The 21,161-nt window shown below is 42.3% G+C and carries 21 protein-coding genes and 2 pseudogenes; 18 read left to right on the top strand and 5 right to left on the bottom strand.

Features of this window, described 5'->3' with window-relative positions; translation table 11 throughout:
• Nucleotides 1-627 precede the first annotated feature (627 nt).
• On the bottom strand, nucleotides 628-810 hold the full coding sequence (locus J4N39_RS08160) for a hypothetical protein (protein WP_252017914.1): 183 nt from the start codon (nucleotides 808-810) through the stop codon (nucleotides 628-630).
• 306 nt (nucleotides 811-1,116) lie between these two features.
• On the opposite strand from J4N39_RS08160, the gene J4N39_RS08155 reads away from it, so the two are divergent.
• The 11 genes and pseudogenes from J4N39_RS08155 to J4N39_RS08105 all read left to right on the top strand — a co-directional run bounded on the left by J4N39_RS08155 (nucleotide 1,117) and on the right by J4N39_RS08105 (nucleotide 11,535).
• Nucleotides 1,117-1,875, top strand: a complete 759-nt coding sequence (locus J4N39_RS08155; protein ID WP_252017912.1) for a hypothetical protein — start codon at nucleotides 1,117-1,119, stop codon at nucleotides 1,873-1,875.
• A 668-nt stretch (nucleotides 1,876-2,543) separates the two neighbouring features.
• The gene (locus J4N39_RS08150; RefSeq protein WP_252017910.1) at nucleotides 2,544-2,969 is read left to right on the top strand and encodes a GNAT family N-acetyltransferase; all 426 of its coding nucleotides are present in this window, start codon (nucleotides 2,544-2,546) and stop codon (nucleotides 2,967-2,969) included.
• 137 nt (nucleotides 2,970-3,106) lie between these two features.
• Nucleotides 3,107-3,523, top strand: a complete 417-nt coding sequence (locus J4N39_RS08145; RefSeq protein ID WP_252017908.1) for a hypothetical protein — start codon at nucleotides 3,107-3,109, stop codon at nucleotides 3,521-3,523.
• A gap of 1,724 nt (nucleotides 3,524-5,247) precedes the next feature.
• On the top strand, nucleotides 5,248-5,535 hold the full coding sequence (locus J4N39_RS08140) for a carboxymuconolactone decarboxylase family protein (RefSeq protein WP_252017906.1): 288 nt from the start codon (nucleotides 5,248-5,250) through the stop codon (nucleotides 5,533-5,535).
• Between the two features lie 55 nt (nucleotides 5,536-5,590).
• Nucleotides 5,591-6,031, top strand: a complete 441-nt coding sequence (locus tag J4N39_RS08135; protein ID WP_252017904.1) for a hypothetical protein — start codon at nucleotides 5,591-5,593, stop codon at nucleotides 6,029-6,031.
• Nucleotides 6,032-6,159: 128 nt separating this feature from the next.
• A complete protein-coding gene (locus J4N39_RS08130) occupies nucleotides 6,160-6,702 on the top strand; it encodes a hypothetical protein (protein WP_252017902.1) in 543 nt (180 codons plus the stop codon).
• Nucleotides 6,703-6,901: 199 nt separating this feature from the next.
• Nucleotides 6,902-7,402 carry a lecithin retinol acyltransferase family protein gene (locus J4N39_RS08125; RefSeq protein ID WP_252017900.1) on the top strand — a complete coding sequence of 167 codons (501 nt, stop codon included), beginning with the start codon at nucleotides 6,902-6,904 and terminating at the stop codon, nucleotides 7,400-7,402.
• A 138-nt stretch (nucleotides 7,403-7,540) separates the two neighbouring features.
• Nucleotides 7,541-7,972, top strand: coding sequence for an NUDIX hydrolase (locus J4N39_RS08120; protein ID WP_252017898.1), 432 nt, complete (start codon nucleotides 7,541-7,543; stop codon nucleotides 7,970-7,972).
• A gap of 159 nt (nucleotides 7,973-8,131) precedes the next feature.
• Nucleotides 8,132-8,667: pseudogene (locus J4N39_RS08115) on the top strand (GNAT family N-acetyltransferase).
• A gap of 1,095 nt (nucleotides 8,668-9,762) precedes the next feature.
• Nucleotides 9,763-10,284 (top strand): GNAT family N-acetyltransferase, encoded by a 522-nt coding sequence (locus tag J4N39_RS08110; protein ID WP_252017896.1) that lies wholly within the window; start codon nucleotides 9,763-9,765, stop codon nucleotides 10,282-10,284.
• A gap of 144 nt (nucleotides 10,285-10,428) precedes the next feature.
• Nucleotides 10,429-11,535 (top strand): hypothetical protein, encoded by a 1,107-nt coding sequence (locus tag J4N39_RS08105; protein ID WP_252017894.1) that lies wholly within the window; start codon nucleotides 10,429-10,431, stop codon nucleotides 11,533-11,535.
• Between the two features lie 195 nt (nucleotides 11,536-11,730).
• Here the strand turns inward: J4N39_RS08105 and J4N39_RS08100 are convergent, their stop codons facing one another.
• Complete coding sequence (locus tag J4N39_RS08100) at nucleotides 11,731-11,913, bottom strand: hypothetical protein (protein ID WP_252017892.1); 183 nt, start codon at nucleotides 11,911-11,913, stop codon at nucleotides 11,731-11,733.
• A 315-nt stretch (nucleotides 11,914-12,228) separates the two neighbouring features.
• On the opposite strand from J4N39_RS08100, the gene J4N39_RS08095 reads away from it, so the two are divergent.
• Nucleotides 12,229-12,921, top strand: coding sequence for a hypothetical protein (locus tag J4N39_RS08095; protein ID WP_252017890.1), 693 nt, complete (start codon nucleotides 12,229-12,231; stop codon nucleotides 12,919-12,921).
• Between the two features lie 1,812 nt (nucleotides 12,922-14,733).
• Here the strand turns inward: J4N39_RS08095 and J4N39_RS08090 are convergent.
• Nucleotides 14,734-14,913, bottom strand: a complete 180-nt coding sequence (locus J4N39_RS08090) for a hypothetical protein (RefSeq protein WP_252017888.1) — start codon at nucleotides 14,911-14,913, stop codon at nucleotides 14,734-14,736.
• 267 nt (nucleotides 14,914-15,180) lie between these two features.
• Here J4N39_RS08090 and J4N39_RS08085 point away from each other — a divergent pair, with 267 nt between their 5' ends.
• Nucleotides 15,181-15,327: a hypothetical protein gene (locus tag J4N39_RS08085; RefSeq protein WP_252023783.1), complete on the top strand. Its 147-nt coding sequence runs from the start codon at nucleotides 15,181-15,183 to the stop codon at nucleotides 15,325-15,327.
• Between the two features lie 32 nt (nucleotides 15,328-15,359).
• A complete protein-coding gene (locus J4N39_RS08080) occupies nucleotides 15,360-15,722 on the top strand; it encodes a GNAT family N-acetyltransferase (protein WP_252023673.1) in 363 nt (120 codons plus the stop codon).
• A 185-nt stretch (nucleotides 15,723-15,907) separates the two neighbouring features.
• Here the strand turns inward: J4N39_RS08080 and J4N39_RS08075 are convergent, their stop codons facing one another.
• Nucleotides 15,908-16,090 (bottom strand): hypothetical protein, encoded by a 183-nt coding sequence (locus J4N39_RS08075; RefSeq protein WP_252017886.1) that lies wholly within the window; start codon nucleotides 16,088-16,090, stop codon nucleotides 15,908-15,910.
• A 316-nt stretch (nucleotides 16,091-16,406) separates the two neighbouring features.
• On the opposite strand from J4N39_RS08075, the gene J4N39_RS08070 reads away from it, so the two are divergent.
• Nucleotides 16,407-16,886: a GNAT family N-acetyltransferase gene (locus tag J4N39_RS08070; RefSeq protein WP_252017884.1), complete on the top strand. Its 480-nt coding sequence runs from the start codon at nucleotides 16,407-16,409 to the stop codon at nucleotides 16,884-16,886.
• Nucleotides 16,887-17,114: 228 nt separating this feature from the next.
• Complete coding sequence (locus tag J4N39_RS08065; RefSeq protein ID WP_252017882.1) at nucleotides 17,115-17,576, top strand: GFA family protein; 462 nt, start codon at nucleotides 17,115-17,117, stop codon at nucleotides 17,574-17,576.
• A gap of 139 nt (nucleotides 17,577-17,715) precedes the next feature.
• On the opposite strand, the gene J4N39_RS08060 is transcribed toward J4N39_RS08065, so the two are convergent.
• Nucleotides 17,716-18,084: a hypothetical protein gene (locus J4N39_RS08060; protein WP_252017879.1), complete on the bottom strand. Its 369-nt coding sequence runs from the start codon at nucleotides 18,082-18,084 to the stop codon at nucleotides 17,716-17,718.
• A gap of 1,578 nt (nucleotides 18,085-19,662) precedes the next feature.
• On the opposite strand from J4N39_RS08060, the gene J4N39_RS08055 reads away from it, so the two are divergent.
• Nucleotides 19,663-20,199 carry a hypothetical protein gene (locus J4N39_RS08055; protein WP_252017877.1) on the top strand — a complete coding sequence of 179 codons (537 nt, stop codon included), beginning with the start codon at nucleotides 19,663-19,665 and terminating at the stop codon, nucleotides 20,197-20,199.
• Nucleotides 20,200-20,868: 669 nt separating this feature from the next.
• A pseudogene (locus J4N39_RS08050) lies at nucleotides 20,869-21,153 on the top strand (GNAT family N-acetyltransferase); the annotation flags it as partial.
• Nucleotides 21,154-21,161 lie beyond the last annotated feature (8 nt).

The following is a 21,161-nucleotide window of genomic DNA, read 5'->3' as shown; positions in this document are numbered from 1 at the left end:
CGCTTAAGCAAGCGTTAGTTTGCATTCAAAAAAAACGATCCAAATAAGAGCTCAGTTCATTGTTTTGGGTGTTCACCTGTTCGTCTTCACCTAGCCTCGTTCTTTCCGGTGGCACTTTGAGTTAAGTGATTTTGGTTCGTTCACTGTTTACTTCGACTTTCCGAGTTTTGGTGTTCGTAGGCGCTGCTTCTTTGTTGCTGGAACAGTGTCGTAAAAGGTGAGTTTTATTGGGGCTGTTGTTGGCAACAGTGAAAGTATCCTTTGCCATTCTTGTCACTGTGTTTGCTCGTGAAATTCTGCGATTGTCTCTTCTTTGCCACGTGCGTTTGTGCTGTGTGTTCGAGTTGGTCAGCTGTCCGTTTACAACAGCGTACGGTTTAAGTATTGTATTTTAAATCAGCACCTTAGCACCTAGCCATTAGCTTCGGGTGTGTTTGCAAACTAACAAGTGCTTGAAGTCGGACTGCCAACCTATGGCATTTTTGGTTCGAATTGGCTTATGTGATTACGGTGGCCTGTTTGGGTGTTGTGCATGGCAGCCGCTTAAGCAGGCGTTAGTTTGCGGTTGGAAAAAGCCAATTCAAATAAGAGCTTAGTTCAGTGTTTAAGGTGTTCACCTGTTCGCTCTCACCAAGCCACGTTCTTTCCGGTGGCACTTTGATTTAAGTGTTTGTGGTTCGCTCGTCGTTTACTGTAGCTTTCATTCGTTTGGTGTTCGGAGGCGCTGCTTCTTTTTCGCTGAAACAGTGTCGATAGAGCAGGGGCTTCACTGGTGCTGTTTTTGGCAGCAGTGAAAGTATCCTTTGTCATTTTGTCACAGTGTTTGGCCGCAGAACTCTGCGATTGTCGCTTCATTGCCAAGTGCGTTTATGTGGTGTGTTCTAGTTGGTCAGCTGTCCGTTTGCATTAGTGCACGGTTTAAGTATTGTATTTTAAATCAGCACCTTGGCACCAAGCCATTAGCTTAGGGTGGTCTGGCAAACTAACAAATGCTTCAAGTGGACTGCCAACCTATGGCATTTTTGGTTCGAATTGGCTTTAGTGATTACGGTGGTCTGTTTGAGTGTAGTGCATTGGCAGCCGCTTAAGCAGGCGTTAAGTTACTAGGAGGACTACGTGGAAAAGGAAATATGCCGCTTATGTAATAAGGTCGCTATCCTTCAGCGATCGCATATAGTCCCCAGCTCTGTATTTAAATCAGTTAAAGCAGGTGAATCCCAGTTGTATGTTTTTGAAGAACAAGCAAAACCTGCTTATCGTAACGTTGATCCTAAAGAGAAACTACTTTGTCGAGACTGTGAACAGTTTCTTAGCGTGAATTATGAGCGATATGGGACTGCTTTTACAAAGAATCCTAAGAATGTAGTAAAGTACAAAGAACACATTGAGTTCAAGAAATTCGACTATCAAAAGTGGTATTTGTATCACTTGAGCATCTTATGGCGAGCGTCAATTTCTACTCTTGAGGAATTCTCTAGCATAGAACTCGGGGATTTTGATCCAGTTTTACAACAATGCATTTTGGCTAATAGCTTAAGCTTGGGTGGTGGTTTTTCGCTTGATGACTTCATCACCATCACAATGTTTCGTGTAATTGATAAATCATCTCGTATTAACGATGCTGCAATAAAAAATATTATGCTCAACCCAGTACGGGAAGGTGACAACAACGATGTATTGTTCTTTTTTATGGCAAATGGCTTTTTGGTTCAATATAGGCTGAACAAAAAACACATTGAGCAACTTCGGTACAAAACGCGAAGAAGAACAGATTTAGAAAGAAATATGCAAAGGTTTGTTCGTAAAGTTGACATAACTGAATCAGCTTTTTTGGTAGACAATTTCAATTGGTTGATCGAACAGGTGAAATCGTAACTTAACAAATTGCTTAAGAGTGACGGCTAACCTTTGGCATTTTTGGTTCGGTTGAGTTTAGGGATTACGGTGGCTTTGCTTAGGTTTTGTGGCAGTTAGCCGCACCTTAGCAAGGCGTTATGTGGCTGTTTTAGTTCATGTTTGCTAAGTTGGTTCGGCTCAAGGGTACTGAGATCTACGTCAGTGCTTTTCACCTTTCAGTCGGCGTGATTTTTGGTGTTCAAGTACGCTGTTTCTTTGTGGTGGGATGGCCGTCTGTAAACCGAAATTTGTGTGCTCGCTGTGGTCAACTTCAGCGACAGTATCCTTTGCCATTTGAGCGCAGCTGGTGCGGGAACATCCTCAAATGTCGCTTCATTGCCAAGTGCGTTAATCGAGTCAGTTCAACTTGGGTAGCTGTCCGATTTACTTCGGTGGCAGGGTCTAGTAATGATATTCCAAATCAACACCTTGTCACCAAGCCTTTAGGTTCAACGTACTGTCTCGCCACATAACAAATTGCTCAAGAATGACGGCTAACCTTTGGCATTTTTGGTCCGGTTTGGTTTAGTGATTACGGTGGCTTTGCTTAAGTTTCGTGGTAGTTAGCCGCATCTTAGCAAGGCGTTATGTTCACACGAGGAAATATGGAAGTTTTTTGCAAAAAATTGAGCTCTGAAGACAGTCGTATGTATCGTGATTTACGATTGGAAAGTCTGAAGTTGTCCCCCGAGTCTTTTGGTTCATCTTATGAAGAACAGTCACAACTTCCTAAGTTGTTCTTTGAAAAGCTTATCGAGGAACATAGCGAGACTCATGTGATGATCGGTGCTTTCGCAAATGGTCAACTTGTTGGGATATGTGGCTTAATTCCTACCGATTGTGGTGACGCTTTAGAAGTGGTTCAAATGTATGTATCAGCAACCGCTCGTGGAAAATCGGTAGGGCAGCAACTGTTGTCAAAAGCCTGCTCAATTCTAAGTTCGAGGCTTGAAAGCAAGCTAGAATTAACAGTTTACCTTAGCAATGATGCCGCTATTAACGCATACGAGAAATTTGGCTTTAAACAGGTCTTTAAGACCGAGCACGAAATGGTTATGAATTTTGAGCCGTGAATATAACAAATGCTTAAAGACGGACTGCCAACCTGTGGCATTTTGGGTTCGGTTTAAGTTTTGTGATTACGGTGGTCTATTCAGGTGTCGTGCATTGGCAGCCGCTTAAGCAGGCGTTAGGCATACAAGGAACTTCTATGAATATTCGAACATTCAGAATGCTGGTATTACTTTACGTTGCTATATCGATTGGTGGTTCAATACTCAACCAAAAATACCTTTTCTGGCTTATCCCAGATGAAATAATAGGCACATGGAATGCGTACAACACTTTTATCTTTGATCTTAGAGATTTACCTTCCATGGTAAATATCGGCCAGATTCTTATAAATTTGTTACTTTCGATTTATGGTACATTTGGCCTTATTTTTTGTTGGAGATATTCACGAGAAGTGTTTTTTATATCAACTTTTCCTTTGTCTATAGTTATGATTTTTATGGCAACGTCTCACCTTACTCACGCGGGTGCTCTTGCGCTTGACTATCTTGAATGGTCTTTGGCTGGAGCGATAGTGTGCGCCAGTTACTTCACACAGCTTAAAGAAAAGTTTTGAAAGCAAAAATCCAGTGACAAAGTATGCCTAACAAGGCGTTCAAGACGGATTCACAACGCTTGGCGATTTCAGTACAAGTCAGGTTAAGTGTTTAAGGTACAATGATTTAGGTTTGGTGGTTGGCGTTGTTCACCACTTAACGCGGCGTTATGTGGCTGTTTTAGTTCATTTTTTCTAGCCGGGTTCGGCGCAAAGATACTGAGTTCTGCGTCAGTGCTTTTCACCTTTCAGTCATCATGAGCCTCAGTTTTCAAGCACGCTGTTTCTTTGTGGTGGGATGTCCGTCTGCAAACCGAAATTTTCGTGCTCTCTGTGGTCAGCATCTGTGAAAGTATTCTTTGCCATGTGAGCGCAGCTGGTATAGGAACATCCTCAAATGTCGCTTCATTGCCAAGTGCGTTAATCGAGTCAGTTTAACTTGGGCAGCTGTCCGTTTTACTTCAGTGGTAGGGTCTAGTAATGTATTCCAAATCAACACCTTGCCACCAAGCCACTAGGTTCATCGCACTGTCTCGCAACATAACAAGTGCTTGAAGTCGGACTGCCAACCTATGGCATTTTTGGTTCGACTTGGGTTTAGTGATTACGGTGGTCTGTTTGGGTGCAGTGCATTGGCAGCCGCTTAAGCAGGCGTTAGTTTGCGGTTGGAAAAAGCCAGCCCAAATAAGAGCTTAGTTATGTTTTTCGGGAGTTCACCTGTTCGTCTTCACCAAGCCACGTTTTTTCCGGTGGCACTTTGATTTAGGCGACTTTGGTTCGTTCATTGTTTACTGTAGCTTCCATCCTTTTGGTGTTCATAGGCGCTGCTTCTTTGTTGCTGGAACAGTGTCGTAAAAGGGGAGTTTGATGGGTGCTGCTGTTGGCATTGGTGAAAGTATCCTTTGCCATTTTGTCACAGTATTTACTCGCAAAATTCTGCGATTGCCTCTTCTTTGCCACGTGCGTTTATGCGGTGAGTTCAAGTTGGTCAGCTGTCCGTTTACATTAGCGTACGGTTTAAGTATTGTATTTTAAATCAGCGCCTTGGCATCCAGCCATTAGCTTTGGGTGATCTGGCAAACTAACAAGTCGTTCAAGCTGACGCACGGACCTACGGCATTTTTGGTTTGAAGTTAAGTGTGCTTTGTAAGTTTGGCGTTGGTGCGCAGCTTAACTCAGCGTTAGTTTGCATACAGAAAAAGCTAATCCCAATAAGAGCTTAGTTTAGTGTTAAGGGGGGCCACCTGTTCGTCTTCACCAAGCCACATCCTTTCCGGTGGCACTTTGATTTAGGTGTTTGTGGCTCGCTCATCGTTTACTGAAGCTACCATTCTTTTGTTGTTCGAAAACGCTGTTTCTTTTTTGCTGGAATACTGTTCATAGAGTTTGAATTTTGCTTGTGCTGTTGTTGGCTACAGTGAAAGTATCCTTTGCCATTTTGTCATAGTATTTACTCGCAAAATTTTGTGATTGTCTCTTCTTTACCACGTGCGTTGGTGTGGTATTTTCGAGTTGGTTAGCTGTACATTTACATCAGCGTACGGTTTAAGTGTTGTATTTTAAATCAGCACCTTGGCACCCAGCCATCAGGTTAGGGTGGGTTGGCAAACTAACAAGTGCTTGAAGTCGGACTGCCAACCTATGACATTTTTGGTTCGAATTGGGTTTAGTGATTACGGTGGTCTGTTTGAGTGTTGTGCATTGGCAGCCGCTTAAGCAGGCGTTAGAACTAAAATGGAGAAGTTATGCTAGGGAAGCACCAAAAAGCTTACGAAGAGTTTTATCATTCAACTCATGAAAATGAACACCTGGACTCAAAGACAGAGTTACTTGTTGGCTTATCAGCTGCGATGGCCATGAACTGTTTACCATGTACCAAATATTATCTACATCAAGCAAAGAAAGCTGGGATAACAAAAGGTGAAATTACTGATGTTACAGCTAAGGTAATGGCGGTAGCCGCTGGTCAAAAGAAACTACAAATGCAGGAAGTCCTTCAGAAACATAAAATAGACTTAGACACCTTTGAGTAACGTTCTAACAAGTGCTTGAAGTCGGACTGCCAACCTATGGCATTTTTGGTTCGGTTTGGCTTTAGTGATTACGGTGGTCTGTTTGGGTGTAGTGCATTGGCAGCCGCTTAAGCAGGCGTTATGCTTCTATGAGAACGAGGGGGGAACGGTGTTCGAAATAGAGTTTAGTATTTGGTTGGCCAGCAAAAAACAATGGGTTCATTTGGTAAAGGTGATTCCTCTCTCTACCGTCCCTAGGATTGGTGAGTTTATAAAGTTCGAAAATCGTGTTGTAGGCGATTATTTCGGTTGGAAAATCAGTGAAGTGACCTATCGAGAGAATGGTAAAATAGAAGTATCTACTGAGTTGCTAGACAACATAGATCAGAGAATGTACTCCTTTGAAGAGGACGAAGAATTTCAAGAGTATTATGAGTCCTATTTAGCGGAGGGTTGGATTTCCCCGCACGGCATAAAGGCTAATACTCAGTTCGTCTGTCGCCAATCCAAAGCATAACAATTGCTTAAACCTGACTGCCAACCTATGGCATTTTTGGTTCAAATTGGCTTTAGTGATTATGGTGGTCTGCTTAAGCACAGTGCAGTTGGCAGCAAGTTAAGCAGGCGTTATGCCTAAGGAGAAAAATGTCAATTTTAGATGAAGTCGAAACAGAGGTGTGGCATATCCTAGCCACAATCTACACATACCAACAGCAGACCGCAGGTCTAAGTGGTCAAACAACACGATATGATTTTGCTAATACTTTAGTAGCAAGAAACGCTTTAGCTGAAATGGTTGTAATTCGTACTGCACGATTAGCAGACCGAACTCGTAAAGTGAGAAATATGGAAATGCTGCTTAAACGAGTAAATTTTGGTGAGCGCACAAAAGAAGTTGAGTCTGCTGTGCAAGATTTTATGGTTGCAGTCGCACCAGTGGTAAAAAAGAGACATGAAGAAATCGCTCACATGAAGCCAGGAACACTCTCTAGTTATCCGGTGGAGCCACTAGCAGGGGAAACCTTGGAAGCTGTATCCAAGCTAGTAACAGCAGTCGATGTGGCAAGAAATAATATTGTGACTTACAAATATAAAGTTGGTTCGCTTGAGCAGGTTATAGATTTACGTGAGTCATTAGTTGCTGGGAAAAGAGTGTTTCTTGTTGAAGAACAGCAGGTTGAAAATTAGGCATAACAAAGCATTTAAGAGTGATTCCCAACGCTTGGCATTTTTCATTCCATCGTTGGGTTTCGTGTTTACGGTGGTATGGTTGAGTTTCGTGGTAGCGTTGCTCACACCTTAATGCGGCGTTATGCCTTCATCGCTCTTGAATTAGAAATATACACCCTCATATTAAGCTAGGTGTATATTAACGAAAGAGTAGAAAATGGATTTTTCGACGATCAAACCGGGTGATGTTGTAGTGTCAAACTTTAGCATGGGCCCCTTTCCATACCAACATTGGGCATTGGTTTCAGACAAAAAGTGTTCTGATGGTTATTACATGTTAATTTCAGCATCAGAAAGAACTGGAACAGTAAAAGAAGAACAAGTCGGTGTAGTTACTGAAGGTGCAAAAACGTACCTTGCAGATATAAATCTACCAGTCCCTGCTGAACTAGCTATTCAAAATGCTCGCTCCCAAATTGATGTATGGCAGTATTCAGTGACGGATAGAAATTGTGAGCAGTTCATAAACTTCGTCCTTGGGCTTGGCATTACATCAAAACAAGTTAAGACAGGGTTAGCTCTTGGTGCTACTGGTGCTTTGGCTACCGCACTTATTTCAGAGAAGCCGACATTGTTCAAAATCCTAGGTGTAGCTGTAGCGTGCGCTGGTATTGGCGTTGCGAGTGCAAAAGCGGTTGAGAAAAAAGAACAGGCATAACAAGCAATTTAAGAGGGATTCACAACGCTCGGCATTTTTGCTTCTACTTCAAATTTAGTGTTTATGGCACAATGCTTTAGGTTTAGGTGGCAGCGTTGTTCACCCCTTAATTGGGCGTTATTGGCACGGGAAAGTTCAGTGGAAGAAAGAGTACGAAATAGGGAAGTTAAAGTATGTCCAGTTGTACTGAGGATTTCAGAGAATAGTCGTGAATTGCTTCTGTTTAACCATCCGCTGGCTGACGTTCAGTTAGTAAAAGGTACATTGGAATTAACGGACTCTTCTATAGAAAGTGCTGCTTTGAGAGAACTCGAAGAGGAGTCTGGCTTATCTAATATTGCACAGACTCAGTATCTTGGTTGTTGGGAAAGTGGTTTCCAAAATCAATTGTGGCATTTTGTTCTTTGTGAAGCAGAACAAGAACTACCCGATAGTTGGAAGTTTTATACACTAGATGATGGTGGTCATGAATTTAGTTTTTTTTGGTATAAGGTCGGAAGTAAACCCGATTTTACATGCCACAAAGTATTCTCTGATGCCATTAAGCGAGTCGAAATGCTGTGCAAATAACAAATGCTTCAACCTGACTGCCAACCTATGGCATTTTTGGTTCGGTTTGGCTTTAGTGATTACGGTGGTCTGTTTGAGTGTGGTGCATTTGGCAGCAAGTTAAGCAGGCGTTATGTTTTTCAATCAATCATAGAAGCAATATTACAAGGAAGTGTTCAGTTGTTTAAATGGCAAGTCGATAATGAAGTAGCTTTAGAGTTAGTAAATTCCCAAAGAGCCCACGAAGTTTTTCAAATTATTCGTGACGAAAATGAATATTTATCGGAGTGGATGGCGTGGCCTCCTCATACCAAAAAGATAGAAGATTATCAGCGATTTGTTTGTGACTCGCTCCATAAATATTCTGAAGGTAAAGGTTTGGTTTGCTTTATTCTTTATAAATCAGCTGCATTAGTTTTAACTACATTGACTATGACTTAAAGAAAGTAGAAATAGGCTACTGGCTATCGAAAGCCTTTCAAGGCAAGGGGATCATGACTAGGGCATGTAAGCAATTAATTGGTATCGCTTTTACTGAACTTAACATGGATAAAGTTGAAATACCGGTTAGTGTTGGCAATATGCCAAGTAGAGGTGTATGTGAACGCCTGGGTTTCGAAAAAGAAGGCATCATAACTAATTCCGAAAATTTGAACGGTCGTATTATGGACCATGTTTACTATAGTTTGTCTCGTAATACATGGAATCAAACATAACAAGGCAATTAAGGTGACCCGTTACACTCGGCATTTTTGGTATGAAGTTCGGTGCGCTTTGTAGGTTTGTCGTGGGGCACCTTATTGCAGGCGTTAGTTTGCATTCAGAAAAAGCTAATCCAAATAAGAGCTTAGTTCAGTGTTCTGGGTGTTCACCTGTTCATTCTCACCAAGCCACGTTCTTTCCGGTGGCACTTTGAATTAGGTGTTTGTGGCTCGCTTATCGTTTACTGAAGTGACCATTCTTTTGTTGTCCGAATGCGCTGTTTCTTTGTTCCTGGAACAGTGTCGTAAAAGGGGAGTTTTATTGGGGCTGTTGTTGGCAGCAGTGAAAGCATCCTTTGCCATTTTGTCACTGTGTTTGCTCGCAAAATTCTGCGATTGTCTCTTCTTTGCCACGTGCGTTTGTGCGGTGTGTTCGAGTTGGTCAGCAGTCCGTTTACATCAGCATACGGTTTAAGTATTGTATTTTAAATCAGCACCTTGGCACCCAGCCATTGACTTAGGGTGTGCTTGCAAACTAACAAATGCTTGAAGTCGGACTGCCAACCTATGGCATTTTTGGTTCGAATTGGCTTATGTGATTACGGTGGTCTGTTTGGGTGTAGTGCATTGGCAGCCGCTTAAGCAGGCGTTAGTTTGCGGTTAGAAAAAGCCAATCCAAATAAGAGCTTAGTTCTGTTTTTCGGGTGTTCACCTGTTCGTCTTCACCAAGCCACGTTCTTTCCGGTGGCACTTTGATTTAAGTGTTTGTGGTTCGCTCGTCGTATACTGTAGCTTTCATTCGTTTGGTGTTCGGAGGCGCAGCTTCTTTTTCGCTGAAACAGTGTCGGTAGAGTAGGGGGCTTTACTGGTGCTGTTGTTGGCAATAGTGAAAGTATCCTTTGCTATTTTGTCACAGTGTTTGCTCGAAAAATTCTGCGATTGTCTCTTCTTTGCCACGTGCGTTTGTGCCTTGTGTTCAAGTTGGTCAGCTGTCCGTTTACAACGGCATACGGTTTAAGTATTGTATTTTAAATCAGCATCTTGGCACCCAGCCTTTAGCTTAGGGTGTGTTGGCAAACTAACAAGTGCTTGAAGTCGGACTGCCAACCTATGGCATTTTTGGTTCGAATTGGGTTTAGTGATTACGGTGGTCTGTTTGGATGTTGTGCATGGCAGCCGCTTAAGCAGGCGTTATGCAGCAGGGGAAATATGGAAATCGTAGAAGCGGATAGTTCACTAAAAGCAGTTGTTGAGGAATTTTATTTGGAGCAAGGTTATCACAGCGGCTGGTCAGATGATGAAAGGGCATTTATCTGTTTAATTGATGGGGTTGTAATTGGCTCAGTCAAAGTCGAGCTACTAAATGACGTAACTGTTCTGCGAGGGATGTATATTGATTCCCAATATCAAGGACAGGGTCTAGGGTTGAGGTTTCTGAAGCATATTGAACCAGTTTTGAACAAACGAACAGCCTATTGCATGCCATTGAACAGTGCTGCGAACTTCTACAAGCACATTGGTTTTGTTGAAGCTTCAGAAGCTGAGTATCCAGAGTTTTTGCAAGTTCGTTGTAGAAAATACAGAGAGCAAGGATACGAAATATCAACTATGCGTCGAGAAATGCTCGCATAACAATTTGCTCAAGCTGACAGCTAACCTGTGGCACTTTTGGTTCTGGTTGAGTTTAGTGATTACGGTGGCTTTGCTTGGGTTTCGTGGTGGTTAGCTGCAACTTAGCAAGGCGTTATACGCTTAATGTTTATAAATGAGGGTGCGATGATAAAGCTCGATAAATGTTCAGATGACTGGAAAGAGTGGCAAGTGACTATTGACGGAAATAGTTATAATTTAGGCGATATTGGTTCTTCTTATAGTGAAAATACATTCGACATACATTTAGAAAGTAATTTTATTCCACTATCTTCATTGCCAACACGTAGCCTTTCTGACATCCCTAGAGAATTAGTTATCAATTTAGATGGGGCAGACGGAGGATTAGGTAAGTATGTTAGGTATATTTTCATTTCTACATACCCTGGCGAAGAGTACTTTGGCTACGTTTGGGAAATTGACCCTGAAAAGTGGGAAAGCCCTTTAAATCCCTTCATGATACGAGATGAGTTAGCTAAACACTTGGTTCATAGTTTGTGTGATGATGACCCTAAAAAAGTGAGTTCCGAAAATGATGAATATATGGCTACAATCTATTTCAATATCGATTACCATTTACCGAATGAAGACTTGTTAAGCACAATCGAGATGGTCAAAAGTACTATTAATGTCGGACTTGAAAGAGCGGAGGAAAAGTTACTTTTAGGAGGGTACAGCAATAAAATCGTTGCAAAATTCCAGTTCGCTCCTGAGGCACAGCAAGCGTGCACTAGCTATTTACTTTATTTCATTGAGTTTCTTAGAGATATGGGGATCGATGCAGATGGACAAATAGAAAGTCATGAAAGTAAAGTGCTGTTTGCTGTTCAGCCTAAGTCGAAAGATGAATCATTGACAGTAATATCCCAAGCTTTGGCAATGTACTTATCTTCATCTGAAGTTGATACACGCAATATTACACCATTAGTGAAAGAACTTGATCCGCTGACTGAACTAAAAATTGAAAAGTTAAAAAGTGAAATAGATAGGCTTAAATCGAGCTTGCGCACAAACGAGGCCATTTTGAGATATCAAGATCGATTATTAACCAATACCGAGCATGTTGCAAAACTTCCTAAGCAACCTATAGAGGGCCTAAGCGAGGTGTACGTCGATGACAAAAAGCTAGATAAAGGTAGTTTTCTAGGTGGGGGAATTAAACTCGGTGTATACAAAAAAGCAGGTATAGAAATAGATTGGAAAGCTTTGATATCATTTTTCTCTCGCAAATGAGTTCGCGTATAACAAATTGCTTAAAAGTGACGGCTAACCTGTGGCATTTTCGGTTCGGTCGAGTTTAGTGATTACGCTGGCTTTGCTTAGGTTTTGTGGTTTAGCCGCACCTTAGCAAAGCGTTAGTTTGCGGTTAGAAAAAGCCAGTTCAAATAAGAGCTTAGTTCTGTTTTTCGGGTGTTCACCTGTTCGTCTTCACCAAGCCACGTTCTTTCCGGTGGCACTTTGATTTAGGTGTTTGTGGTTCGCTCGTCGTTTACTGTAGCTTTCATTCGTTTGGTGTTCGGAGGCGCTGCTTCTTTTTCGCTGAAACAGTGTCGGTAGAGTAGGGGCTTGGCTGGTGCTGTTGTTGGTTACAGTGAAAGTATCCTTTGCCATTTTGTCACAGTGTTTGCTCGTGAAATTTTGCGATTTTCTCTTCTTTGCCACGTGCGTTTGTGCCTTGTGTTCAAGTTGGTCAGCTTGTCCGTTTACATCATCGCACGGTTTAAGTATTGTATTTTAAATCAGCATCTTGGCACCCAGCCTTTAGCTTAGGTTGTGTTTGCAAACTAACAAGTGCTTGAAGTCGGACTGCCAACCTATGGCATTTTTGGTTCAAATTGGGTTTAGTGATTACGGTGGTCTGTTTGGGTGTTGTGCATGGCAGCCGCTTAAGCAGGCGTTAAGCAGCAAATTGGAATCAGTGGCAGAATGGAAATAAAAAAGAAAAGTGAAAGTGGTGCACCATGGTACCCCGTTTCAATAGAAAAGCTTGATGGATTGCTATCGAATGCGATCTGCACCAATGATGCATATGAGCACACATATGCTCTGAGGCGTAACATTGCGTACAATCTTCAATACATCGAATTTCAACTGAAGGTTATAGAGGATATTAAACTCAGCTCGGTTCTCTACACACAAACAATTAAATCCATCTTACTAGTTGGTTGTAGCGTTATCGAATCAATTCTTCATTACGTTTTGATTGTTAATGGTGTCCACTCCACGATGGAGTGGAAAGAAAAAGCAGTGTTCAAAGGCAACCAGAAAAAGTACGAAGGAGAGCAAGTAAGAGTCGATACAGTTATTTATTCTAAGCTAGAGCAGCCAGTGCTGAAGCACATGACGTTTGATGCAATGATTAAGAGTGCGAAATCCAAGCACATATTCGGAAAAGAGCCACTAATCTATGAGAAATTGAATGAATTAAGGGCTCTTCGAAACAAGGTTCATTTGCAAGTCATTAATACACCAACGGACACAGACTGGAATTCATTCAATTCCTCCGATCTATCAGACATCTCAGTTGTACTCTACGAAGTATTTAGTAGTGAACTATTTAATCTGTCCGAAAGCCAACAAGGGTGTTTTGAGTATTTGCGTCTTAACTTTTCTGCTTAACAAGCAATTTAAGAGGGATTCTCAACGCTCGGCATTTTTGCTTCTACTTCCAATTTAGTGTTTATGGCACAATGCTTTAGGTTTGGGTGGGGCGTTGTTCACCCCTTAATTGGGCGTTAGTTTGCGGTTGGAAAAAGCCAATCCAAATAAGAGCTTAGTTCAGTGTTCTTAGTGTTCACCTGTTCGTTCTCACCAAGCCACGTTCTTTCCGGTGGCACTTTGATTTAGGTGATTTTGGTTCGTTTACTGTTTACTGCGACTTTCCCAGTTTTGGTGTTCGCAGGCGCTGCTTCTTTTTTTCTGGAACAGTGTCGTAAAAGAGGAGTTTTATTGGGGCTGTTGTTGGCAGCAGTGAAAGTATCCTTTGTCATTTTGTCACAGTGTTTGGCCGCAGAATTCTGCGATTGTCGCTTCATTGCCAAGTGCGTTTGTGCGGTGTGTTCTAGTTGGTCAGCTGTCCGTTTACGTCAGCGCACGGTTTAAGTATTGTATTTTAAATCAGCACCTTGGCATCGGGCCAGTAGCTTTGGGTGGGCTGGCAAACTAACAAGTCGTTCAAGCTGACGCACGGACCTACGGCATTTTTGGTTTGAAGTTAAGTGTACTTTGTTAGTTGGGAGTTGGTGCGCAACTTAACTCAGCGTTATGTGGCTGTTTTAGTTCATGTTTTATAGCTTGGTTCGGCGAAATGGTACTGGGTTCTGCGCCAGCGCTTTTCACCTTTCAGTTATCATGATTCTATGTATTCAAGCACGCTGTTTCTTTGTAGTGGCATGTCCATCTGCAAACTCAAATTACCGAGCTTGCTGTGGTCAGCTTTGGTGAAAGTATCCTTTGTCATGTGAGCGCAGCTAGTACGGGCACATCGTCAAATGTCGCTTCATTGCCAAGTTCGTTTATCGATCTAGTTCAACTTGGGTAGCTGTCCTTTTTACTTCAGTGGCCGGGTCTAGTAATGTATTCCAAATCAACACCTTGTCACCAAGCCTTTAGGTTCATCGCACTGTCTCGCAACATAACAAATGCTTCAAGTGGACTGCCAACCTATGGCATTTTTGGTTCAAATTGGGTTTAGTGATTACGGTGGTCTGTTTGAGTGTTGTGCATTGGCAGCCGCTTAAGCAGGCGTTATGTTGCTGTTTGAATTCAAGGTTTTTAGCTAGGTTTATCGAACAGTTTCTTTGTTCAGTGGCCGTGCTTTTCACCTGCCAGTCAGCACCTGGCCACGATCTTTCCGGTGGCACTTTGAATTAAACCTTCGCTGAACTGAAGGCGTTTACTGTGGCTTTCTCATTTGCGGTGTTCGATGCAGCTGTTTCTTTGCTGCTGAACCAGTTTCGGAAAACGGGAGTTTTGTTGGCGCTGTAGTCGGCATCAGCGAAAGTATCCTTTGCCATGCAAGTGTGGAGTTGGCTGGAATGTCGCAGGGTGTCGCTTCATTGCCAAGTGCATTCATTGGGTGAGTTCAACTTGGGCAACTGTCCGTTTTACTTCGGTGCTGAGGTTGGGTAATGTATTTATATTCAACACCTTGGCGCCAAGCCTGAAGTTCATCGTACTGTCTCGCTACATAACAAATTGTTCAAGCTGACAGCTAGCCTGTGGCATTTTTGGTTCGGTTGAGTTTAGTGATTACGGTGGCTTTGTTTGAGTGTCGTGGCAGTTAGCTGCAACTTAACAAGGCGTTAGTTTGCGGTTAGAAAAAGCCAATCCAAATAAGAGCTTAGTTCAGTGTTCTAGGTGTTCACCTATTCATTCTCACCAAGCCACGTTCTTTCCGGTGGCACTTTGATTCAAGTGTTTGTAGTCCGCTCATCGTTTACTGCGACTTTCCCAGTTTTGGTGTTCGTAAGTGCAGTTTCTTTTTCGCTGAAACAGTGTCGGTAGAGTAGGGGCTTTACTGGTGCTGTTGTTGGCAACAGTGAAAGTATCCATTGCCATTTTGTCACAGTGTTTGCTCGTAAAATTCTGCGATTTTCTCTTCTTTGCCACGTGCGTTTGTGCCTTGTGTTCAAGTTGGTCAGCTGTCCATCTACATCAGCGTACGGTTTAAGTATTGTAAGTTAAATCAGCATCTTGGCACCAAGCCTTTAGCTTAGGGTGTGTTTGCAAACTAACAAGTGCTTGAAGTCGGACTGCCAACCTATGGCATTTTTGGTTCGGTTTAGATTTAGTGATTACGGTGGTCTGTTTGAGTGTTGTGCATTGGCAGCCGCTTAAGCAGGCGTTATGCGTAATCGATGGAGTACCGAGAATTAGATGGAAGTAGTAGAAGCGGAAAAATCGGATTTAGATTCATTCTTTGTGTATCTAGAAAATCAGCTGTCTGAAAATGGTAATGGAGAAGTTCCTCTTTTCCAGCCAAGTCAGGCCGCATCAGTACAATGGCGGTCTCACACCAAATGAGTCGGAAAGACTTTACTGGGAAACTTACAAAACTGTGGCCAATTTTAGTTGACCACTACAAAGACACTTCTGGAAATATCAAAGGTCATATTGATCTTCGCCACCACAGTGATGAAAGCCGTTCTCATAGGGTTCTATTAGGTATGGGCGTAGATGTTTCTTGTCGGAAGCAAGGTCTTGGTCAAAGGCTCATTGATGCTGTTATAAATTTCTGCCAAGAAAAAGCTGAAATTGACTGGCTTGATCTTTGTGTATTATCAGAGAATTTCCCAGCAAAAAACCTCTACCTAAAAGCAGGGTTCAATGTTGTTGGAGAGTTCAAAGATCAATATAGAATCGACGGTTTGTCAGTCTCGGAAACAGCAATGACAAAGTACGTCAAAAATTACGCATAACAAGCAATTCAAGCTGATTCGCAACGCTCGGCGCTTTCGGTTTCAATTTGTTTGGTGATTACGGTGCAGTGTTTTAATCATGTGGCAGCGTTGCTCACAACTTAATTGGGCGTTAGTTTGCGGTTGAAAAAAGCCAGCCCAAATAAGAGCTTAGTTCTGTTTTTCGGGTGTTCACCTGTTCGTCTTCACCAAGCCATGTTCTTTCCGGTGGCACTTTGATTTAGGTGTTTGTGGTTCGCTCGTCGTTTACTGTAGCTTTCATTCATTTGGTGTTCGGAGGCGCTGCTTCTTTTTCGCTGAAACAGTGTCGGTAGAGTAGGGGCTTTACTGGTGCTGTTGTTGGCAACAGTGAAAGTATTCTTTGCCATTTTGTCATAGTGTTTGCTCGTGAAATTCTGTGATTGTCTCTTCTTTGCCACGTGCGTTTGTACGGTGTGTTCGAGTTGGTCAGCTGTCCATTTACATCAGCGTACGGTTTAAGTATTGTAAGTTAAATCAGTATCTTGGCACCAAGCCTTTAGCTTAGGGTGTGTTGGCAAACTAACAAGTGCTTGAAGTCGGACTGCCAACCTATGGCATTTTTGGTTCGAATTGGCTTTAGTGATTACGGTGGTCTGTTTGAGTGTAGTGCATTGGCAGCCGCTTAAGCAGGCGTTATACAACTAATACATCCAAGGAGGGGATATGGAACAAATCAAAATTAGGAAAGCAGACAAGAGTGACGCTGAAACGATACTTCGATTTATCACAGATTTAGCTACCTATGAAAAGGCAGAACATGAGGTAAAAGCTACTCTCCTAGATATTGAGTCCAGCTTATTCTCTCCTCAGTCTACGGCTCATGCAATTATCTGTGAGGTTAAAGGCGAGCCTGTCGGTTTTGCGGTTTACTTCTATAACTATTCTACATGGTTGGGCAAAAACGGTTTGTATCTGGAAGATCTGTATGTTTCCCCGGAATATCGTGGTTTGGGAGCAGGGAAGGTCATTCTCAAATATTTGGCAAAGCTAGCAGTTGAAAATGGTTGTGGTCGTTTTGAATGGTGCGTTCTTGATTGGAATGAGCCAGCAATTAACTTTTATAAGTCTATTGGTGCAAAACCCCAAGATGAATGGGTTAACTATCGACTGTCTGGTAGCGATCTAATAGAGTTCTCAAAATAGTCGTTGTATAACAATTGCTTGAAGTCGGACTGCCAACCTATGGCATTTTTGGTTCGGTTTAGCTTCAGTGATTACGGTGGTCTGTTTAGGTGTAGTGCATTGGCAGCCGCTTAAGCAGGCGTTATGTGCTAGGTGCAACTTTATACTTGAGTCTTCAGCTTTCCTTTGGATAATACCATTTTATGAGTTTTGTTTTATATTAAGTGCAGTGTAGAGGGTTAGGATATCGTGAAAGGAAGTTGCTTGTGTGGTGAAGTTGTATTTGAACTCTCTGGTGAGTTACCACTGATCTACCAATGCCATTGCTCGCTATGTAGAAAGGTGTCTGGCTCGTCGTCAAACTCGGCTCTTATCATTAAACAGTCAAATTTTAAATGGTGCTCTGGAGAAAAACAAATTGGTTCGTATGCTACTGAGTCAGGTTTCAAATCAGAGTTCTGTACTCGATGCGGCAGTCCTGTCCCAAATCTAAGCTCCGACGGCCAGTCATATTGGGTTCCTGCGGGTTTGTTAGCTGATCCGATAGAAACTCATGTTGCGGCTCATGTTTACGTTGATTCACACGCAAGTTGGGACATTGGACTGCTTAATGATGGGATAGCTAAGTTTGAGCAAATGCCTAGTGAACTTGAGTGGTCACAGTTGTATTCGAAAGAAGCACATAACAAATTGCTTAAGAGTGACAGCTAACCTTTGGCATTTTTGGTTCGGTTGAGTTTAGTTATTATGGTGGCTTTGCTCGGGTTTCGTGGCAGTTAGCTGCACCTTAGCAAAGCGTTAGCTTTCTCAGCATAAAAAATGAGCCGCTACTGAGCGGCTCTTTCTATTTTTAAACTGTCAGAACTTTCATTGTCGTACTGTAAGGTTTGAAGTTAGCCTTACGCATGACAGTGATAACAAAACTTTGTGCGTGGCTGCCATTCTTTTTTAGTTCACAGGGTAAATTTAGGTGACCTGTGCCACATCGGATTAAGAACTCATCTCCGTCTTTTAGAGTCAATAAGCTTTCCATCTTTGTATCGACAACTTTATTGAAGATGTTACGAAGCTCTTCAATTGTTACAGGCGGCTTGTTTCGTGTGTCGTTGACTCTATCTAGAGCAAAATGCATAGAAAACTTAAAGGATGCATCTTTCCCTTTAAGTTTAGCATTAATCTCTTCTTCAAGCTGGTTTAGCTGTTCGACGGTTATTGTCATTCTTGTTTCCAACTGCGCTTATCAATTCTTGTAGTTTAGTGTTTAGTTCTTCGTCGCTATGAGCGATAATTTCGCCTATACGCTGGGACGAATCCACAGTTCCGAAACGAACGTCGAAAACTTCGTTATCAAAAGAATCTACAAAAACTCTTTGATCCGTTTCATCACAGCGAAAAGATGCGTAGTGGTTTTGTATTGACATATTAAATGCAAACATAGTAACGCCCCTTAGTAGTAAGTAGATCTTGCATTTTACGGTGCAAGTACCTGAATAGATTATAGCATTATCTATTACAGAGTTGAATTCTATTTGTTTACAATAACTTGTCAACTGATTGGTTCAAATATTTTGCGGTATACTTAGGTTCTATGGGTCGATAAAGCTAACAAACGCTTGAAGTCGGACTGCCAACCTATGGCATTTTTGGTTCGAATTGGGTTTAGTGATTACAGTGGTCTGTTTGAGTGTTGTGCATTGGCAGCCGCTTAAGCAGGCGTTAGTTTGCGGTTAGAAAAAGCCAATTCAAATAAGAGCTTAGTTCAGTGTTCTGGGTGTTCACCTGTCCTTTCTCACCAAGCCATGTTCTTTCCGGTGGCACTTTGATTTAGGTGTTTGTGGTTTGCTCATCATTTACTGAAGCTACCATTCTTTTGTTGTTCAAAGGTGCTGTTTCTTTTTCGCTGAAACAGTGTCGGTAGAGTAGGGGCTTTACTGGTGCAGTTGTTGGCAACTTTGTCACAGTGTTTGCTCGTAAAATTCTGCGATTTTCTCTTCTTTGCCACGTGCGTTTGTGCCTTGTGTTCAAGTTGGTCAGCTGTCCATTTACATCAGCGTACGGTTTAAGTATTGTAAGTAAAATCAGCATCTTGGCACCAAGCCTTTAGCTTAGGGTGTGTTTGCAAACTAACAAGTGCTTGAAGTCGGACCGCCAACCTATGGCATTTTTGGTTCGAATTGGGTTTGGTGATTACGGTGGTCTGTTTAGGTGTAGTGCATTGGCAGCCGCTTAAGCAGGCGTTAGTTTGCGGTTAGAAAAAGCCAATCCAAATAATAGCTTAGTTCATTTTTCTGGGTGTTCACCTGTTCGTCTTCACCAAGCCACGTTCTTTCCAGTGGCACTTTGAATTAGGTGTTTGTGGTTTGCTCATCATTTACTGAAGCTACCACTCTTTTGTTGTTCGAAGGCGCTGTTTCTTTTTTGCTGAAACACTATCTATAGAGATTGGGTTTTACTTGTGCTGTTGTTGGCAACAGTGAAAGTATCCTTTGCCATTTTATGCCGGTGTTTGGTCAAAAAACTCTGCGATTGTCTCTTCTTTGCCACGTGCGTTTGTGCGGTGTGTTCGAGTTGGTCAGCTGTCCGTTTACAATAGCGTACGGTTTAAGTATTGTATTTTAAATCAGGATCTTGGCATCTAGCCATTAGCTTAGGGTGGGCTGGCAAACTAACAAATGCTTCAAGTGGACTGCCAACCTATGGCATTTTTGGTTCAAATTGGGTTTAGTGATTACGGTGGTCTGTTTGGGTGCAGTGCATTGGCAGCCGCTTAAGCAGGCGTTATGTTTAAGGAGAAAAATTGGAAAATTTCACCGAAGTGCAAGGGCGATTTTTTGCACTAAACTCCTTCTTTAGATCGTATTACTCATTTGAGGCTCTAGGGGAGATTTGTAATGATTATGACTCAGTATATCAATCGCTAAATCCCTTTACTCATATTCATAATGTCCTTCTTTGTGATGCTGTCATTAGCTGGTGCAAAGTCTTTGGTTCAAACAAAGAAGAGTGCCACTGGAAGAATTTAATTTCTGACCATCAGGCCTTTAGAGATAGGCTGTTTTCTGAACTGAACATCACTCAAAAGGAATTCGCAGCTTATCAATCGAAAGGTCTCGATTTTCGGAATAAGTGGGTTGTTCATTATGAACCAAGCTATAAACACGACGTTGTCCCACATTTTGATTTAATGCTAAAAAGTGCGGTCATATTACACACGTTTTTAAGAGAAAATGTGTCTAACGAGTTCATTTATAATGGACCGGTGTCGATAGAGGGCTTTGGTAGAAGTGTAGGAGTGGCAATAATGGATTCCCTCAAACCGATAGATCAAACATAACAAGTGCTTGAAGTCGGACTGCCAACCTATGGCATTTTTGGTTCGAATCGGGTTTAGTGATAACGGTGGTCTGTTTGAGAGCTGTGCATTGGCAGCCGCTTAAGCAGGCGTTAGTTTGCGGTTGGAAAAAGCCAATCCAAATAAGAGCTTAGTTCAGTGTTCTTAGTGTTCACCTGTTCGTTCTCACCAAGCCACGTTCTTTCCGGTGGCACTTTGATTTAGGTGATTTTGGTTCGTTTACTGTTTACTGCGACTTTCCCAGTTTTGGTGTTCGCAGGCGCTGCTTCTTTTTTTCTGGAACAGTGTCGTAAAAGAGGAGTTTTATTGGGGCTGTTGTTGGCAGCAGTGAAAGTATCCTTTGTCATTTTGTCACAGTGTTTGGCCGCAGAATTCTGCGATTGTCGCTTCATTGCCAAGTGCGTTTGTGCGGTGTGTTCTAGTTGGTCAGCTGTCCGTTTACGTCAGCGCACGGTTTAAGTATTGTATTTTAAATCAGCACCTTGGCATCGGGCCAGTAGCTTTGGGTGGGCTGGCAAACTAACAAGTCGTTCAAGCTGACGCACGGACCTACGGCATTTTTGGTTTGAAGTTAAGTGTGCTTTGTTAGTTGGGAGTTGGTGCGCAACTTAACTCAGCGTTATGCGTAATCGATGGAGTACCGAGAATTAGATGGAAGTAGTAGAAGCGGAAAAATCGGATTTAGATTCATTCTTTGTGTATCTAGAAAATCAGCTGTCTGAAAATGGTAATGGAGAAGTTCCTCTTTTCCAGCCAATGTCCAGAGAGCAAGGTGCAATTCCAGAAGCAACAAAAGATAAGTTTATCCAAGGCTTTTCTCATCAGTTTGGCGATTTAGGTTGGAGAAAACTTTGGGTTGTAAAAGACACTTCTGGAAATATCAAAGGTCATATTGATCTTCGCCACCACAGTGATGAAAGCCGTTCTCATAGGGTTCCGGCGTT

This window comes from Vibrio sp. SCSIO 43136 (assembly GCF_023716565.1).
Taxonomy (GTDB): domain Bacteria; phylum Pseudomonadota; class Gammaproteobacteria; order Enterobacterales; family Vibrionaceae; genus Vibrio.
The sequence above is the reverse complement of the archived record's forward strand: the minus strand, read 5'-3'. Positions and strand labels throughout refer to the sequence as shown.